The sequence below is a fragment of the Streptomyces sp. NPDC030296 genome (genome assembly GCF_055572815.1).
In genome coordinates this window covers 289,317-306,132 of sequence record NZ_JBVICQ010000002.1, presented here as the reverse complement: position 1 = coordinate 306,132, position 16,816 = coordinate 289,317, and the positions used below count along the sequence as shown (strand labels likewise).

Below are 16,816 nucleotides of genomic sequence, written 5' to 3'. Positions count from 1 at the left end.
CGGGGGTGGTCAGTGCTTGGGCCCGACATGGGTATCCATCAGCGCGACGGAGGCCTTACGGGCGACGGAGATGTTGTACGAGTTGCCGTCGCGGGTGCAGTTCGTCCACTCCACGCCCAGCTGGTCGAGGGCGCTGGTATAGAGCCGCCGGATGTCCTCCGACTTATTGGTGAAGAAGTAACGGGGGTACTCGTAGCGCTTGCGCTCGCCGCCGACGAGGCGGGTGGTCCAGTTGGTGATACGGCACCCGTCGGAGTGAATGAGTCCGCGGACGAACTCCCACGGGTGAGCGTCGATGATGGCCTGCTGCCAGGGTTCCAGCACGATGCGACGCTCGTGCTTCTTGCCGGGGCCGTGTTGGGGGAACAGAGCAGGCCAGTGCGGGTAGTAGCTGGTGACCATCGCGCAGCCCTGCTTCTGCTGTGCGTACACGCCGACGCCAGGTCGTACCTGCGCGATGGCCTCCCGGCACAGTCGGACCAGCCCTGGCCACGCGTCGGCACAAGCGATGCGGAGGTAATGGCCGCCCCGTGGGTGGGCGCTGAGGCAGCCGTCTCCGAGGTAGAGGCCGAGCAGGTAGGAGTACGCGGGGTCGTCGGCTGGTGGCCCGGGATCCGGAGTCGTCATGCGGGGGAGTGGTTCGAGCCTCTCCTGCCAAGAGCGGATCGCGGCCCGGGAGACGCCGGTTTCGCGGCTCACGGAGTTCAGGCTGCGCCCCTGCGCGACAAGTGCCAGGGCTCGTCGGCGTGTGCTGACGTCGTACATGCGGTCACTCTGGGCGACTGCTCACTCCTGGGTGCAGCAAAAAGCGGATGTTCACGAGAATGTGGACATCCGCTTCTGAATGGCGACCTTGGAACCGAAGGAAAAGTGCCCCGGGTCGGACTCGAACCGACACTGTATGGGTTTTGAATCCATTGCCTGCTGCCAATTGGGCTACCGGGGCCCAGTGAATCGAAGGTTTACCTCGACCCGCTGCCAGACCACCTTACCGCAGCTAGGTACCCTCTTGTCAGCAGTACCCCTGCCCTGAACAAGGAGCCCACGTGACCGCCCCCGAGTCGCCCCAGCCCCTCGACGTGCCCGAAGACGACAAGTCGCACGTGCCTCCGCTCACGACCCGTGTCGTCATCGCCGAGGACGAGGCGCTGATCCGCCTCGACCTCAAGGAGATGCTCGAAGAGGAGGGCTACTCCGTCGTGGGCGAGGCCGGTGACGGTGAGCAGGCCATCGAGCTGGCCCGGGAGCACCAGCCGGACCTGGTGATCCTGGATGTGAAGATGCCGAAGATGGACGGCATCTCCGCCGCCGAGAAGATCGCCGAGGAGCGTATCGCCCCGGTGCTGATGCTGACCGCGTTCTCGCAGCGCGACCTGGTGGAGCGGGCACGGGACGCGGGCGCGATGGCGTACCTGGTGAAGCCGTTCAGCAAGAGTGACGTCGTGCCGGCGATCGAGATGGCGGTGTCGCGGTTCACGGAGCTGAAGGAGCTGGAGAAGGAGGTCGCGGACCTCACGCTCCGGCTGGAGACCCGCAAGCTGGTCGACCGGGCGAAGTCGATCCTGCAGACGGAGTACGGGCTGACGGAGCCGGCGGCGTTCCGGTGGATCCAGAAGACGTCGATGGATCGCAGGATGTCGATGCAGCAGGTCGCGGAGGCGGTCATTCAGGACGCCGACGAGAAGAAGTCCGCGAAGGGCTGACGGCGGCCCGGTCGTGCTGTCGGCCGGTCCGTACTGTCACCGTCGTACGTGCGAGGAGGCCCGCACCCCCCTGGGAAGGGGGGTGCGGGCCTCCTCGTGTGTCGGTCCGGTGGCTGGTCCGCTAGTCCTCGCCGAGGTACGCCTTGCGGACGGATTCGTCGTGCAGCAGGTCGGAGCCCGTGCCGGAGAGGACGATCTTGCCGATCTCCATGACGTGGCCCTGGTCGGCGAGGGAGAGCGCCGCCTGGGCGTTCTGCTCGACGAGCAGGATGGTGGTGCCCTGGGACTTCAGCTCGGCGATCGTCGCCATGATCTTCTGCATCATGATCGGCGAGAGGCCCATGGAGGGCTCGTCGAGCATGAGCAGCTTCGGCTGGGACATGAGCGCGCGGCCCATGGCCAGCATCTGCTGCTCGCCGCCGGAGAGGGTGCCGGCGGCCTGCTTGCGACGTTCGCCCAGGATGGGGAAGAGGTCGTAGGCGCGCTGGATGTCCTTCTCGATGCCGGGCTTGTCGTTGCGCAGGAAGGCGCCGAGGCGGAGGTTGTCCTCGATGCTCATGCGCGGGAAGATGTGCCGCCCCTCGGGGGAGTGGGCGAGTCCCAGCGAGACGATGTCGTGCGCGGGGACCTTCTTCAGCGACTTGCCGTTGAACTTGATCTGGCCGCCGACGGGCTTGAGGAGCCCGGACAGGGTGCGCAGGGTCGTGGTCTTGCCGGCGCCGTTGGTGCCGACGAGGGTGACGACTTCGCCCGCGTTGACCTTGAAGGTGACGCCCTTGACGGCTTCGATCTTGCCGTAGGCGACCCGGAGGTCCTCGACTTCGAGCAGTGCGGTCATCGGTCGTTCTCCTTGCCGGGCGCGGCGTCGGTGGCGGCCTCGGCGTGTGCTTCGGCGGCTTCGACTTCCGCGACCTCGTCCTTGCCGGGAGCGTCTTCGAAGGGTTCGCCGAGGTAGGCGGCGACGACGCGTTCGTCTCCCTGGACGGTGGCGCTGTCGCCCTCGACGAGCTTCTCGCCCTGGACGAGGACGGCGACGCGGTCGCAGAGGTTGAAGATGAACCGCATGTCGTGCTCGATGACGAGTACGGCTATGCCCTTGTCCCGGATGGCGAAGACGAGTTCCTCGGTGGCTCGTGTCTCCTGCGGGTTCATGCCGGCGGTGGGCTCGTCCAGGAGGAGGAGGCCGGGTTCGCTGGCGAGTGCCCGGGCGATCTCCAGCTTGCGCTGTTCGCCGTAGGGGAGGTTGCGGGCGAGGTGGTCGGCCTTGCTCTCCAGGCCCACGAACTCCAGGAGTTCCATGGCGCGTTCGCGGGACTTGGCCTCGGCCTTGTGGAAGCTGGGCAGCCGCAGTACGGCCGACCAGAAGCCTTCCTTGGTCCGGGTGTGGCGGCCGACGAGCACGTTCTCCAGGACCGTCATGTTCGCGAACAGGCGGATGTTCTGGAAGGTGCGGGCGATGCCGGCCGCGGTGACCTTGAAGGACTTGGGCGGCAGGACGTTGCCCTTGTAGCGGACTTCGCCCTCGGTGGGGATGTACAGGCCGGTGAGGCAGTTGAAGAAGGTCGTCTTGCCGGCGCCGTTGGGGCCGATGAGGCCGACGATTTCGCCGGCGTTCACGGTGAAGTCGACGTTGCGGACGGCGGTGAGGCCGCCGAAGCGCATGGTGACGCCGCGGGCGTCGAGGACCGTCTGGCCCGTGGTGCTCGGGGTGATGGTGTCAGTCGTCATGGTGGTGTCAGGCCCCCGTCTTGGTGAGCACTGTGGGCGGTTCCGCGTCTTCGTGGAACTCGAGCTGGCGGCGCCGGTTGGGGATCATTCCCTCCGGGCGGAAGCGCATCAGCAGGATGAGTGCGAGGCCGAAGGCGAGGAGCTGGTAGTCGCCGAGGAACTGGAGCTTGTTGGGGATGAGGAACAGCAGGGCCGCGCCGATGAGGGGTCCGCTGATGGTGCCCATGCCGCCGAGGACGACCGCGGCGAGCAGGAAGGCGGAGTTGGGCGGGATCACACCGGCGAAGAGGTACTGCTCGGGTGTCACGGTGTAGGTGACGTGGGCCTGGACGGTTCCGGCGAGGCCGGCCAGGGAGGCGCCGACGGCGAAGGCGATGAGCTTGACGCGGAAGCCGTTGATGCCCATGGCGAGCGCGGCGGTCTCGTCCTCGCGGATGGCGACCCAGGCGCGGCCGATGCGGGAGTCACCGCTGCGCCGGAAGACCAGCACGACGACGGCGGTGATGAGCAGCATCAGGAAGAAGTAGTTGGCGAAGCGGCCGATGGTGAAGCCGCCGATGGTGTGCTGGAGGCCGAAGTCGAACCCGAGGATGTTGAGGTTCGGGATCGAGGAGATGCCGTTGGAGCCGTTGGTGAGGTCGGGTCCGGAGGTGCCGTCGAGGTTGTTGGCGGTGATCCGGAAGATCTCACCGAAGCCGAGGGTCACGATGGCCAGGTAGTCGCCGCGCAGTCGCAGGGTCGGGGCGCCGATGAGGACGCCGAAGACGAGCGAGGCGAGGGCTCCGACGAGGACGGCGGCCCAGAACGGGAAGTGCACGTCGAAGGGCGAGCTGGGGGAGCCGGAGACCAGGGCGGCGGCGTAGGCGCCGACGCCGAGGAAGGCGACGTATCCGAGGTCGAGGAGGCCGGCGAGGCCGACGACGATGTTCAGGCCGAGGGCGACGGTGGCGAAGATCAGGATGTAGACGCCGATGGTCGCGTACTGGTCGTCGGTCTGGGTGAAGGGGAACAGCGCCGCCGCGACGAAGGCGCCGCAGATGGTGATGTTCTGGTGCCGTGCGGTGATCTGGGAGGCCTGGGCGATGAGGCCGGCCTTGTTGAGGGCGCCGAAGCCGAAGCCGGCGGTGATCAGGAAGCCGATGAACAGTTCGTCGTACTCGGTGCCGATGCCGTAGGTGAAGACGGTCAGGCCGAGGGCGAGGACGGCGACGATGATCAGGATCTCGACGTACGAGGGGAGCGTGCCGACGCGGCGGGGGGTGCCGCTGGCGAAGGCCGCCTTGAAGGTGGCCCACTTGCTGCCCGTTTGGTGCTTGAACAGCTCCCAGCCGGTGTCGTCGGGGTCGAACGGGTCGGGCGCGGGGCGCTCGAAGGGCAGTGCCAGGGCGCCGAGGAGGGCGGCGAGGCTGGCGACGGCGACGAGGTAGCCGCCGGGTTCGAGGTTGACGAGGCCGCCGAGGTCGACGCTGATGGCGAGGACCGTGTACCAGCTGGTGGCGAAGGTGGCGAGGGTGGCGAACTTGATGGCCGCGTCGGCGCCGGCGGGTACCAGCCAGCCGAGGCCCGTCACGTCGTAGCGGGCCAGGCAGAAGAGGGTGGCCAGGGCGCCGCCGATGAGGACGAGGACCTGCAGGCCGCCCGGGTAGCCGTAGACGGTGAGGTTGCCGGGGAAGGCGGAGGTCCAGGTCCAGGCGAGGAACGTGGAGATGATGGTGAGGACGCTGCCGCCGAGGGCGAGCGCGAGGCCGGTCTTCTCGGGGAGGCCGATCAGGCCGGCGGGCTTGCCGGAGGCAGGGGTGGGGGTTTCGGGTGCGGTGGTCTGTGTGGTCATCGGTGTCACGCCCTGTCCGCGACGCGCTCGCCGAGCAGACCTTGTGGTCTGAACAGCAGTACGAGGATGAGGAGTACGAAGGCCCAGACGTCGGCCCAGGACTGGCTGCCGAACTGGTCCATGCCGGGGATGTCGGCGATGTAAGCGGTGGCCAGGGTTTCGGCGATGCCGAGGACCACGCCGCCGATCATGGCTCCGTAGATGTTGCCGATGCCGCCGAGGACGGCTGCGGTGAAGGCCTTCAGGCCGAGGATGAAGCCCATGCGGAAGTCGATCTGGCCGTACTTCAGGCCGTAGGCGACACCGCCGACCGCGGCGAAGATCGCGCCGAGGGCGAAGGCGACCACGATGATGCGGTCGGTGTTGATGCCCATGAGCTTGGCGGTGTCCGGGTCCTGCGCGGTGGCCTGCATGCCGCGGCCGGTGCGGGTCTTCATGACGAAGTAGGCGAGGACGGCCATGCTGATGGGGGCCGCGATCAGGAGGAAGACGTCACCGGTCTGGATGGTGACGCTGCCGATCTCGAAGGGGCCGCCGGGGATCTCGGGGAAGGTCCGGGCGGACTTGGCCTCGGGGTACCAGGCCCACACCGCCTGCTGCAGGGCGAGGGAGAGGCCGATGGCGGTGATGAGGGGGGCGAGGCGTGGGGCGCTGCGGAGGGGGCGGTAGGCGAATCGTTCCGCTCCCACGGCGATGGTGGTGGAGACCAGGGCGGCGCCGATGAGCATCAGCGGCAGGGCGATCCACATGGACGTGCCGTCGGGCAGGACGTACACGTAGATGGTCAGAGCGCCGAACGCTCCGGTCATGAAGATCTCGCCGTGGGCGAAGTTGATGAGCTGGACGATGCCATAGACCATTGTGTAGCCAATGGCGACCAGCCCGTACATGGATCCCAGTAGCAGGCCGTTGACCAGCTGCTGCGGCAGTTCGTTCACCGCATGTCCTCCGAGAGGGTTTCGGATGTTTCGACGGGGGGCCGGATGCGAGTCCGCGCGGGGCGCCAGTGGAACAGCGCCCCGCGCGGCTCAGGAATGGTGCGGTTGTGGAGGATCAGCCGGTGTAGGTACCGGACTTGACAGCCTTCCAGGCACCGTTCTCGACGGCGTAGACGGTGAGCTGCTTGTTGGTGGCGTCACCGTACTCGTCGAAGGAGACCTTGCCGGTCACCCCGTCGAACGAGACGTTCTGCATCGCGGCCGTGACCTTGGCGCGAGCGTCGCTCGGGAGCTTGCCGCCGTTGTCCTCGACGACCTTCTTCACGGCCTCGATGATCGCCCAGGCCGAGTCGTAGGAGTAGCCGCCGTAGGCCTCGAAGGCCTCCTTGTAGCCCGCGGCCTTGTAGTTCGCCACGAACTCCTTGGCGGAGGGGAGCTCCTCGACCGGGGCGCCGACCGAGGTGGCCAGGTCGCCCGTGCCGCTGGCGCCGGCCAGCTTGATGAAGTCGGCGCTGTAGATGCCGTCACCGCCGACCACGGGGATCTTGGCGCCGGCGGCCTTGATCTGCTTGCTGAGCGGGCCGGCCTGCGGGTATTCGCCGCCGTAGTAGACGACGTCCGCGCCGGAGTTCTTCACCTTGGTGGCGACCGCGGAGAAGTCCTTGGTGTCGGGGTTGATGTGCTCGGTGCCGGCGACCTTGCCGCCGAGCTTCTTGAACTCCTCGGTGAAGGTGGCGGCCAGACCGGCGCCGTAGGTCTTCTTGTCGTCGATGACGAAGACCTTCTTCTTCTTGGCGTCGTTGTAGACGTACTGCGCGGCGAACGGGCCCTGGATGGCGTCCGTGGTCGCGGTGCGGAAGTACGACTTGTACGGGCGGGTCTTGGTCTTCTGCCAGTCCGTGCCCTGGGTCAGGGCCGGGTTGGTGTTGGCCGGGGAGACCTCGACGAGCTTGGCGTCGTCGAAGACCTTCTGCATGGACTCGGCGACCGAGGAGTTCAGCGGGCCGACGACGCCGAGGACGTCCTTGTCGGCGACGAGCTTGGTGGCGTTCTGCTGGCCCGAGGAGGGCTGTGCCTGGTCGTCGAGGGCCTCGACCTTGAAGGTCACGCCTTCGACGGTCTTCTCCTTGTTGGCCGTCTTGGCGGCCAGGTCTACGGAGTTCTTGATGCCGAGACCCAGGGCGGACAGGTCGCCGGTCAGCGGTGCGTCGACACCGATGACGACAGTGGTGCCGCCGCCGCTTCCTTCGGAGTCCGAGCCGGCGCTGTCGTCGCGCGAGCCGCAGGCGGTGAGGGTAAGAGCTCCCGCCGCCAGCGCGGCGGTGATGGCGATGAGCGAGCGTTGACGCACGATCAGTCCTTTCCGTGGCACGGCCCCTCCTGGTTGAGCGGGCCGAGTCGAGCGCTGGGACGAAAATGACTTCGAATCCGATGGCGCGGTGACTGGGCGTGACTCTAAGCGTGTGATGGGAACGTGGAGGAGGGTCTGACGGAGGCTGTGACGCTCTTGTTATGACACGACGTAATGCAGAGCGGTACTCCGTGGGTGGATGCGAGGAATTAAGACCGATTCGCCCTGTCCACATTGTGAGAAGCCGCAGGAAGTGCGCTGCCGTTTTCAGGAGTGTTCTTGAGTTTTGGTAGTGACGTCAAGTCGTTGCTGCAGGCGACCTCAATCGCTTCGGAGAGGTCGCGGGCATAGCGTCCGCCGAGGATGAAACTGTGGTCTTCTATTGCGCGCCTATTACGCAGAGTTACGTCCAGGAAAGGCAGTCCGGCGTTCCTCGGGACTTTCCCGCAATCCGTCACCCGCATGGTGAGCACGACGGTGCGGGCACCGTCGGCCGGGCTCCGGAAGGGCGGTCGCGGCCTGGCGGAGAGGGTGAGTCCGGCGGACGGCTGGGAGATCCGGGTCACGGTGACCGGGGGCCCGTCGCGCGTGGTCACCGCGATGCCGAAGCTGAAACTCCCGGCCGGGAGGCCGGCGGGCCGGGTCTCGGGCCCCAGGTAGGTGAACTCCACGGCCTGGGACGGGTACGGGGGAGGGTCGGAGGGCTCCGGCCGGGGACGGGTCACGTAGAGGAGGCCGCCGGCGAGGACGAGGGCGGCCGAGCCGACGGCGAGCGCGGCGCGGCGGTGCCGCGTGCGCAGCGGGGTGAGTCGCCCGCGCGGCGACGGGGCGTCCTCGGCGTGCGTCCCCTCGCCCGCTTCGACGGGCCCGACGCCACTCAACTCCACGGCCCCCCGGTCGGGTTGCCGTTCCGGTACAACTGCGCGCAGCGGGTGCGCGCCTCCTCGCCGACGAGCCGCTCGGCCGCCGTCCGGCCGGCGTGCCGCTCCTTCGCCCGGGCGGCGTCGAGGACCTCGCGCAGGATGTCGTACTGGCCGTTCGACAGCCCCATGGACTGGTAGTCGCCGTAGCCGTCCTCGTCCAGTGTCCTCAGCGACCAGTAGGAGACGATCCGCGCGCACAGCTCCTCGGGCGGCTCGGCCGACGGCGACGACGTCGGGTCCTTGGCCCGCGGCCCGCCCGGTCCGTCGTCCGTCCCCGCCGCCCCGCACCCGGTAACCAGGGCGCCGATCAGCAGCGCCGGTCCCAGGGCGGCCCTCCACCCCAAGGCTCCACCCGTTCCCATGCCCCGAAAGCTAGACCTCCCCCGCCGCCGTCCGCCAGCGTCCGGTGACCGCGGGCTCGTCGACGGTCAGCCGCCCGTGGCCCGCTGGGCGTCGGCCGGCAGGACGTCCCGCAGCAGACAGGTCAGCCGGGCCGTGCACACCCGCTTACCCGCCTCGTCGCTGATGACGATCTCGTACGTGGCGGTCGAGCGCCCCCGGTGCACCGGTGTGGCCACTCCGGTGACCAGCCCGGACCGTACGCCGCGGTGGTGGGTGCAGTTCAGGTCGACGCCCACCGCGATCTTGGAGCTGCCCGCGTGCAGCATGGAGCCGACCGAGCCGAGGGTCTCCGCCAGCACGGCGGACGCGCCGCCGTGCAGCAGCCCGTACGGCTGGGTGTTGCCCTCGACCGGCATGGTGCCGACGACGCGGTCCGCGGACGCCTCCACGATCTGCACGCCCATGCGGATGCCCAGGTGCCCCGCGGAGAACATCGCGACCAGGTCGACGCCGAGTGCCGCGTACTCGTCGATGACCTCTTGCGGGAACGTGACGTGGTGCTGCTCGCCCATGGGGCTCCGTTCGTCGTCGACCGCCGCGTGCCGTCGGCGGTCGTATACCGGCCTGACTGCCTGAGCAAACGCTCAGTCGGTGGCCGATTGTTCCAGACGGACCACGACGGACTTGCTGGCCGGGGTGTTGCTGGTGTCCGCGGTGGCGTCCAGCGGCACCAGGACGTTGGTCTCGGGGTAGTAGGCGGCGGCGCAGCCGCGGGCCGTCGGGTAGTGCACCACCCGGAAACCGGGCGCCCGGCGCTCCACACCGTCCTTCCACTCGCTCACCAGGTCCACGTAGGAGCCGTCGGCGACCTTCAGCTCCGCGGCGTCCTCGGGGTGGACGAGGACGACCCGGCGGCCGCCCGTGATGCCCCGGTAGCGGTCGTCGAGGCCGTAGATCGTGGTGTTGTACTGGTCGTGCGAGCGCAGGGTCTGCAGCAGCAGGCGGCCCTCGGGCAGCCGGGGGAACTCCACCGGCGCGGCGGTGAAGTTGGCCTTGCCGGTGGCCGTGGGGAAGCGGCGCTCGTCGCGCGGGGCGTGCGGCAGCGCGAAGCCGTTCGGGTCGGCCACCCGCGCGTTGAAGTCCTCGAAACCGGGCACCACGCGCGCGATGCGGTCACGGATCGTCGCGTAGTCCTTCTCGAACTCCTCCCACGGCGTACGGCTCTCCTCCCCGAGGACCCGGCGGGCGAGGCGGCACACGATGGCCGGCTCGGACAGCAGGTGCCGGCTCGCGGGCTCCAGACGGCCGCGGGAGGCGTGGACCATGCCCATGGAGTCCTCGACGGTCACGAACTGCTCGCCGCTGCCCTGCACATCACGCTCGGTGCGGCCCAGGGTGGGCAGGATCAGCGCACGCGCGCCCGTGACCGCGTGCGAGCGGTTCAGCTTCGTCGACACGTGCACCGTCAGCCGGGCGCGGCGCATCGCCGCCTCCGTGACCTCCGTGTCGGGGGACGCCGACACGAAGTTGCCGCCCATCGCGAAGAACACCTTTGCCTTCTCGTCGCGCATGGCCTTGATGGCCCGCACGACGTCGTAGCCGTGCTCCCTGGGCGGCGCGAAGCCGAACTCCTTCTCCAGGGCGTCCAGGAACGCCGGGGCGGGCCGCTCGAAGATGCCCATCGTGCGGTCGCCCTGCACGTTGGAGTGGCCGCGCACCGGGCACACGCCCGCGCCGGGGCGGCCGATGTTGCCGCGCAGCAGCAGGAAGTTGACGACTTCGCGGATGGTGGGCACCGCGTGCTTGTGCTGGGTCAGGCCCATGGCCCAGCAGACGATCGTCCGCTTCGAGGCGAGGACCATGCGCAGCGCCTCGTCGATCCGCTCGCGCGTCAGACCGGTCGCGGTGAGCGTCTCCTCCCAGTCGGCGGCGCGGGCCGCCGACGCGAACTCCTCGAAGCCGTGCGTGTGCTCGCGCACGAACTCCTCGTCGACCGCGCCCTCGGTGTCGAGGATCAGCTTGTTGAGGAGGCGGAACAGGGCCTGGTCACCGCCGATGCGGATCTGCAGGAACAGATCGGTGAGGGCGGCGCCCTTGAGCATGCCCTGCGGGGTCTGCGGGTTCTTGAACCGCTCCAGGCCCGCCTCGGGCAGCGGATTGACCGTGATGATCTTCGCGCCGCCCGCCTTCGCCTTCTCCAGGGCGGACAGCATGCGCGGGTGGTTCGTGCCCGGGTTCTGTCCGGCGACGACGATCAGATCCGCCTTGTACAGGTCCTCAAGCAGGACGCTGCCCTTGCCGATGCCGATCGTCTCGGACAGCGCGGAGCCCGACGACTCGTGGCACATGTTGGAGCAGTCCGGCAGGTTGTTCGTGCCGAACTCGCGCGCGAACAGCTGGTACAGGAACGCGGCCTCGTTGCTGGTGCGCCCGGAGGTGTAGAAGAGGGCCTCGTCGGGGGAGCCGAGAGCCTTCAGCTCCTCGGCGACGATGTCGAAGGCCCGCTCCCAGGACACCGGCTCGTACCGGTCGCCCCCCTCGGGCAGGTACACGGGGTGGGTGAGCCGGCCCTGCTGGCCCAGCCAGTACCCGCTGCGGGTGGCCAGGTCCGCCACGGTGTGCGCGGCGAAGAACTCCGGGGTGACCCGGCGCAGCGTGGCCTCCTCGGCGACCGCCTTCGCGCCGTTCTCGCAGAACTCCGCCGTGTGCCGGTGCTCGGGCTCCGGCCAGGCGCAGCCGGGACAGTCGAAGCCGTCCTTCTGATTGACCCGCAGCAGCGTCAGCGCGGTCCGCTTCACCCCCATCTGCTGCTGTGCGATCCGCAGGGTGTGCCCGATCGCGGGGAGCCCGGCCGCCGCATGCTTCGGCTGCGCGACCTGCGGCGCGTCCTGAACCGGATCACTCTTGGGCGCCTTGCCGGCCATCGCTGCTCCCCATTCGCGTACGTGTGCGGTCGAGCCTGAGGTACGCCTCCGATCCTCGCACGTGTCACCGGCCCCGATCGAGATCGGTGCACGAGGACGATCCGCGGTGACCGGGGCGGGGACATGTCCGCTTCGACGCCCTGGGGCGGGGAGGGGGGCAGGGGCGGGTCGGGAGCCGGTGCGGGGTCGCGGGGCGGCGGGCGTGGTCCGAGTGTCAGTGGCACGTGGCAGGATCGGGTGCGTGGCAGAGACAGCATCGAAGAAGACCGACACGACCACCGGCGGCAGCCGTCCCCGGCTCATGCTCATGGACGGGCATTCGCTGGCCTACCGCGCGTTCTTCGCGCTCCCCGCGGAGAACTTCACGACCGCGACGGGCCAGCCGACGAACGCGATCTACGGCTTCGCGTCGATGCTGGCGAACACGCTGCGCGACGAGGCGCCCACCCACTTCGCGGTGGCGTTCGACGTCTCCCGCAAGACCTGGCGCTCCGAGGAGTTCACCGAGTACAAGGCGAACCGCTCGAAGACCCCCGACGAGTTCAAGGGGCAGGTCGAGCTGATCGGCGAGCTGCTCGACGCCATGCACGCCGTGCGCTTCGCCGTCGACGGCTTCGAGGCCGACGACATCATCGCCACCCTCGCCACCCAGGCCGAGGCGGAGGGCTTCGAGGTCCTCATCGTCACCGGTGACCGCGACTCCTTCCAGCTGGTCTCCGAGCACACCACCGTGCTCTACCCCACCAAGGGCGTCTCGGAGCTGACCCGGTTCACCCCGGAGAAGGTGTTCGAGAAGTACGGCCTGACGCCCGCCCAGTACCCGGACTTCGCGGCCCTGCGGGGCGACCCGTCCGACAACCTGCCCGGCATTCCTGGCGTCGGCGAGAAGACCGCCGCGAAGTGGATCAACCAGTTCGGTTCGTTCGCGGATCTGGTCGAGCGCGTCGAGGAGGTCAAGGGCAAGGCCGGGCAGAACCTCCGCGACCATCTGGAGGCGGTCAAGCTCAACCGCCGCCTCACCGAGATGGTGCGCACGGTCGACCTGCCGAGGACGGTCGCCGACCTGGAGCGCGCCCCGTACGACCGCAAGGCCGTCGCGATGGTCCTGGACACCCTTGAGATCCGCAACCCGTCGCTGCGCGAGCGGCTGCTGGCCGTCGACCCGGGGGCGGAGGAGGCCGACGCCGGCCCGCAGCCCGCCGCGGGCGTCGCGGTGGACGGCACGGTCCTCGGCTCCGGCGAGCTGACCGGCTGGCTCACCGAGCACGGCGCGGAGATCCTCGGCGTGGCCACCGTCGACACGTGGGCGCTCGGCACCGGCTCGGTCACCGAGATCGCGCTCGCCGCCGCCTCGGGAGCGGCCGCCTGGTTCGACCCGACCCAGCTCGACGAGACGGACGAGACCACGTGGGCGGCCTGGCTCGCCGACCCCGGAAAGCCCAAGGTGTTCCACAACGCCAAGGGCGCGATGCGGGTCTTCGCCGAGCACGGCTGGACCATCGAGGGCGTCACCATGGACACCGCCCTCGCCGCGTACCTGGTCAAGCCGGGCCGACGCTCCTTCGACCTGGACGCGCTGTCCCTGGAGTACCTCGGCCGGGAGCTGGCCCCCGCCGCCACCGCCGACGGGCAGCTGGCCTTCGGCGCGGACGACGGCGCCGAGGCCGAGGCCCTCATGGTGCAGGCCCGCGCCATCCTCGACCTGGGCGAGGCGTTCGGGCAGCGCCTGGAGGAGGTCGGCGCCGCCGAGCTGCTGCGGGACGTGGAGCTGCCGACGTCGGCACTGCTGGCCCGCATGGAGCGCCACGGCATCGCCGCGGACCGCGCGCACCTCGAAGCCATGGAGCAGATGTTCGCCGGTGCCGTGCAGCAGGCGGTGAAGGAGGCGCACGCGGCGGCCGGGCACGAGTTCAACCTCGGCTCGCCCAAGCAGCTCCAGGAGGTCCTCTTCGGCGAGCTGGCCCTGCCCAAGACCAAGCGCACCAAGACGGGGTACACCACCGACGCGGACGCCCTGGCCTGGCTGGCCACCCAGACCGACAACGAACTGCCGGTCATCATGCTCCGCCACCGCGAGCAGGCGAAGCTCCGTGTCACCGTCGAGGGCCTGATCAAGACGATCGCGACGGACGGCCGCATCCACACCACCTTCAACCAGACGGTCGCCGCCACGGGCCGTCTCTCCTCGGTCGACCCGAACCTGCAGAACATCCCGGTCCGCACCGACGAGGGCCGGGCGATCCGCCGCGGCTTCGTCGTCGGCGAGGGCTTCGAGTCGCTGATGACGGCCGACTACAGCCAGATCGAACTGAGGGTGATGGCGCACCTCTCCGAGGACGAGGGCCTCATCGAGGCGTTCACCTCCGGCGAGGACCTCCACACCACGGCCGCCGCCCAGGTGTTCGGGGTCGAGCAGGGCGCGGTCGACGCGGAGATGCGCCGCAAGATCAAGGCGATGTCGTACGGCCTGGCGTACGGCCTGTCGGCGTTCGGCCTGTCCCAGCAGCTGAACATCGACGCGGGGGAGGCCCGCGCCCTGATGGACGCGTACTTCGAGCGCTTCGGCGGGGTCCGGGACTATCTGCGCCGGGCGGTCGACGAGGCGCGCGCGACGGGGTACACGGCGACGCTCTTCGGCCGCCGCCGCTATCTGCCCGATCTCAACAGCGACAACCGGCAGCGCCGCGAGGCCGCCGAGCGGATGGCGCTCAACGCCCCGATCCAGGGCACGGCCGCGGACATCGTCAAGATCGCCATGCTGAATGTGGGCCGCGCCCTGGAGGACGCCGGCCTCACGTCCCGCATGCTGCTCCAGGTCCACGACGAAATCGTCCTGGAGATCGCCCCCGGCGAGGGCGCCCGCGTAGAGGACCTGGTCCGCCACGAAATGTCCAACGCGGTCCACCTCCGAGCCCCCCTGGACGTCTCGGTGGGCCACGGCCCGGACTGGGAATCGGCCGCGCACTGACCCCCGGGAGGGGCCCGGCCCCTACACCGGGCCCCTCCGGAGGGCAGGCTTCCCCCGCTGCCCTCTCATTCCCCCGCGCCTGCGCCCCACCAGGGCGACGGACCTGTCCCCTCACGCCGCCGCAACGGCGCCAGGCGCTGCCCAGCGAACCGGCCGGCTCCGCCGCAAGGGCGCCGCCGAGCGGACCGGCAGCCCGGCGTTCCGGTGCCCCTCTCGAGCGGCTGCCTTTCTCTGCCGTCCCCTTACTCCGCCGCGACGGCGCTTTGCCGCGACGGCGCTTCGCCGCGACGGTGCTGTCCGGCGGTGCCGTGCTGACCGGCTGGTGGCGCTCCTGGGCCGACAGGCTGTCCGGCGCTCTCGTGCCCCTTCGGAGGGGCTGCTTTTTCCTGCCGTCCTCTTACTCCGCCGCGACGGCGCTTCGCCGCGACGGTGCTGTCCGGCGGTGCCGTGCTGACTGGCTGGCGGCGCTCCTGGGCCGACAGGCTGTCCGGCGCTCTCGTGCCCCTTCGGAGGGGCTGCTTTTTCCTGCCGTCCTCTTACTCCGCCGCGACGGCGCTGTCCGGCGGTGCCGTGCCGACCGGCTGGCCGCGTTCCCGTGCCCCTTCCGGGGGCTGGTTTTCTCTGCCGCCCTCTTTACTCCGCCGCAAGCGGCGCTCCGCCGCGACGGTGGTGTCCGGCGGTGCCGAGGGGGCCGGTGGTCCGCTCGGTCCTCCGGTGCTCGTCCAGGGGCCGGCCTCTGCCGGTCCGGTGCCGCCTCCTCCGCCGTCGCAGCGCCGCCCGCCGCCCCCCTCGACGGCGCTCCCCGGCCCGCCCCATCCGTCCCCGCGGCGCGCCCCCGGTGTCACCCGGCTGGCCCCCGTCGAGGGGCCCGACGGGGAGGCGGGGCGTGAGGATGCCCGCATGGGCATACGCACGCTCCGCCGCCGTACCGCGACAGCTGCCGGCCGCCTGCCACAGGCGCTCACCCGCCTCTCCAGGGTGCAGCCCCACTTCCCATGGGCGCCCCACCGCCGCTGGGCGCACACACTGATCCCCTGGCGGCTCACCCACCCCGTCCCGGCCCTGCTGGGCCACGTCCCGGTGTACGCCCCCGGCGCGGCCCGGCCCCGTATCCCCCGTGGAGCCCCCGTGCGCCGCCGCCCGGTGCTCAGCGGCGGACCGAGCTGTCCGCCTCCGCGTCGGCTGCGATCACCGCAGCGGAAGCCGGGCGCCAGATCCTGACGCCCACCCCGTACAGCACCACACCCAGCATCAGCCCGGCCCCGGCCCCGAAGCACACCGTCGGGATCACCTCGTACGGCTTGGCGACCGAACCCCAGGTGGCCCACCAGCGGGCCACCCGCTGCGCCGTAGCGATCAGCGCGCACCCCCCGATCACGGCGCCCGCCACCCACCGGTCGGCCGACGAGAGCACCGGGACACCCACGGGCTCGACCATCGGCTGACGGCGCAGCGCCAGCACCAGGAACACGACGATCACGACGGCCGCGACCGCCGAACCGCCGTACTGGAGGTACCAGTACAACGGCGAGCCCGCGATCTCCTCGCCCAGCACCGGCAGCAACCGCATCCCCCACCGGTCGAGATGCGTGAACGCGTCCCAGACGACATGGGTGAGCGCACCGAGCACCGCGGACACGTACCACCACAGCACCAGCGACGGACGCACCCGCCGCACGCCCGCCCCGCACCCCACCAGCGAGGCCACCCGCGCCCGCCGCGCCCTCGGCAGCAGCGCGACGAGCGGCTCCCGGAGCACCAGCCACACGCCCACCAACGCCCAGGTGAACAGCACGTCGACGGTGAAGACCCCGGCGAAGGAGTGCGTGACGTCGCCGAATTCCATCGCCCCGGGAAGCACACTCGCCGCGTAATAGGTCAGATCGGGCGCGAACGAACCGGCGACGAGCACCGACGCCACGAGTCGCCCCCGCGCGCTCCCGTCCCCGCGCAACGCGGGCAGCACGGCGGCCGCATGGCTCAGCGTGAAAGGCAATTCGTCCCCCTGGAGCGGATTCTGTGACGTTGTGCGTGAGGTGTCCGCGGCGGACCTCCGCCGCGGTCGGCCGGTCCGGCGATCACCGGCGTCAGTATGCGCGACGCCCGCC

At 70.0% G+C, this 16,816-nt stretch carries 12 protein-coding genes and 1 tRNA gene; 2 read left to right on the top strand and 11 right to left on the bottom strand.

What is annotated here, in order from left to right:
* Positions 1 to 9: 9 nt before the first annotated feature.
* Positions 10 to 765 carry a helix-turn-helix domain-containing protein gene (locus tag ACZ4Z3_RS05340; RefSeq protein ID WP_468499763.1) on the bottom strand — a complete coding sequence of 252 codons (756 nt, stop codon included), beginning with the start codon at positions 763 to 765 and terminating at the stop codon, positions 10 to 12.
* 106 nt (positions 766 to 871) lie between these two features.
* Positions 872 to 946 (bottom strand) — tRNA-Leu (locus tag ACZ4Z3_RS05335).
* 100 nt (positions 947 to 1,046) lie between these two features.
* Between ACZ4Z3_RS05335 and ACZ4Z3_RS05330 the strand changes: the two genes are divergently transcribed.
* A complete protein-coding gene (locus ACZ4Z3_RS05330; protein ID WP_468499762.1) occupies positions 1,047 to 1,703 on the top strand; it encodes an ANTAR domain-containing response regulator in 657 nt (218 codons plus the stop codon).
* Positions 1,704 to 1,824: 121 nt separating this feature from the next.
* Here the strand turns inward: ACZ4Z3_RS05330 and ACZ4Z3_RS05325 are convergent, their stop codons facing one another.
* From ACZ4Z3_RS05325 to ACZ4Z3_RS05290, 8 genes are all read right to left on the bottom strand, one after another.
* Complete coding sequence (locus ACZ4Z3_RS05325) at positions 1,825 to 2,541, bottom strand: ABC transporter ATP-binding protein (RefSeq protein WP_468499761.1); 717 nt, start codon at positions 2,539 to 2,541, stop codon at positions 1,825 to 1,827.
* Entirely contained in the window at positions 2,538 to 3,431 is an 894-nt protein-coding gene (locus tag ACZ4Z3_RS05320) for an ABC transporter ATP-binding protein (protein ID WP_468499760.1), read from the bottom strand. The genes ACZ4Z3_RS05325 and ACZ4Z3_RS05320 overlap by 4 nt, the downstream gene beginning before the upstream one ends.
* Positions 3,432 to 3,438: 7 nt before the next feature.
* Positions 3,439 to 5,262 (bottom strand): branched-chain amino acid ABC transporter permease, encoded by a 1,824-nt coding sequence (locus ACZ4Z3_RS05315; RefSeq protein WP_468499759.1) that lies wholly within the window; start codon positions 5,260 to 5,262, stop codon positions 3,439 to 3,441.
* A gap of 5 nt (positions 5,263 to 5,267) precedes the next feature.
* Positions 5,268 to 6,200, bottom strand: a complete 933-nt coding sequence (locus ACZ4Z3_RS05310; protein WP_249828685.1) for a branched-chain amino acid ABC transporter permease — start codon at positions 6,198 to 6,200, stop codon at positions 5,268 to 5,270.
* Positions 6,201 to 6,315: 115 nt separating this feature from the next.
* Positions 6,316 to 7,551 (bottom strand): branched-chain amino acid ABC transporter substrate-binding protein, encoded by a 1,236-nt coding sequence (locus ACZ4Z3_RS05305; protein ID WP_468499758.1) that lies wholly within the window; start codon positions 7,549 to 7,551, stop codon positions 6,316 to 6,318.
* 877 nt (positions 7,552 to 8,428) lie between these two features.
* Positions 8,429 to 8,836: a hypothetical protein gene (locus tag ACZ4Z3_RS05300; RefSeq protein ID WP_468499757.1), complete on the bottom strand. Its 408-nt coding sequence runs from the start codon at positions 8,834 to 8,836 to the stop codon at positions 8,429 to 8,431.
* 66 nt (positions 8,837 to 8,902) lie between these two features.
* Positions 8,903 to 9,388, bottom strand: coding sequence for a hotdog fold thioesterase (locus tag ACZ4Z3_RS05295; RefSeq protein ID WP_468499756.1), 486 nt, complete (start codon positions 9,386 to 9,388; stop codon positions 8,903 to 8,905).
* 72 nt (positions 9,389 to 9,460) lie between these two features.
* Positions 9,461 to 11,740 (bottom strand): FdhF/YdeP family oxidoreductase, encoded by a 2,280-nt coding sequence (locus ACZ4Z3_RS05290; protein ID WP_468499755.1) that lies wholly within the window; start codon positions 11,738 to 11,740, stop codon positions 9,461 to 9,463.
* Positions 11,741 to 11,981: 241 nt separating this feature from the next.
* On the opposite strand from ACZ4Z3_RS05290, the gene polA reads away from it, so the two are divergent.
* Entirely contained in the window at positions 11,982 to 14,708 is a 2,727-nt protein-coding gene (polA, locus tag ACZ4Z3_RS05285) for a DNA polymerase I (protein ID WP_468499754.1), read from the top strand.
* 1,147 nt (positions 14,709 to 15,855) lie between these two features.
* Here polA and ACZ4Z3_RS05280 read toward each other — a convergent pair.
* On the bottom strand, positions 15,856 to 16,704 hold the full coding sequence (locus ACZ4Z3_RS05280; protein ID WP_468499753.1) for a DUF4184 family protein: 849 nt from the start codon (positions 16,702 to 16,704) through the stop codon (positions 15,856 to 15,858).
* Positions 16,705 to 16,816: the final 112 nt, after the last annotated feature.

Excerpts from the sequence above, each read along its gene's own strand:
- ACZ4Z3_RS05340 (WP_468499763.1), bottom strand. The coding sequence starts at position 765 with ATGTACGACGTCAGCACACGCCGACGAGCCCTGGCACTTGTCGCGCAG.
- ACZ4Z3_RS05325 (WP_468499761.1), bottom strand. The coding sequence starts at position 2,541 with ATGACCGCACTGCTCGAAGTCGAGGACCTCCGGGTCGCCTACGGCAAG.
- ACZ4Z3_RS05320 (WP_468499760.1), bottom strand. The coding sequence starts at position 3,431 with ATGACGACTGACACCATCACCCCGAGCACCACGGGCCAGACGGTCCTC.
- ACZ4Z3_RS05315 (WP_468499759.1), bottom strand. The coding sequence starts at position 5,262 with ATGACCACACAGACCACCGCACCCGAAACCCCCACCCCTGCCTCCGGC.
- ACZ4Z3_RS05300 (WP_468499757.1), bottom strand. The coding sequence starts at position 8,836 with ATGGGAACGGGTGGAGCCTTGGGGTGGAGGGCCGCCCTGGGACCGGCG.
- ACZ4Z3_RS05295 (WP_468499756.1), bottom strand. The coding sequence starts at position 9,388 with ATGGGCGAGCAGCACCACGTCACGTTCCCGCAAGAGGTCATCGACGAG.
- ACZ4Z3_RS05290 (WP_468499755.1), bottom strand. The coding sequence starts at position 11,740 with ATGGCCGGCAAGGCGCCCAAGAGTGATCCGGTTCAGGACGCGCCGCAG.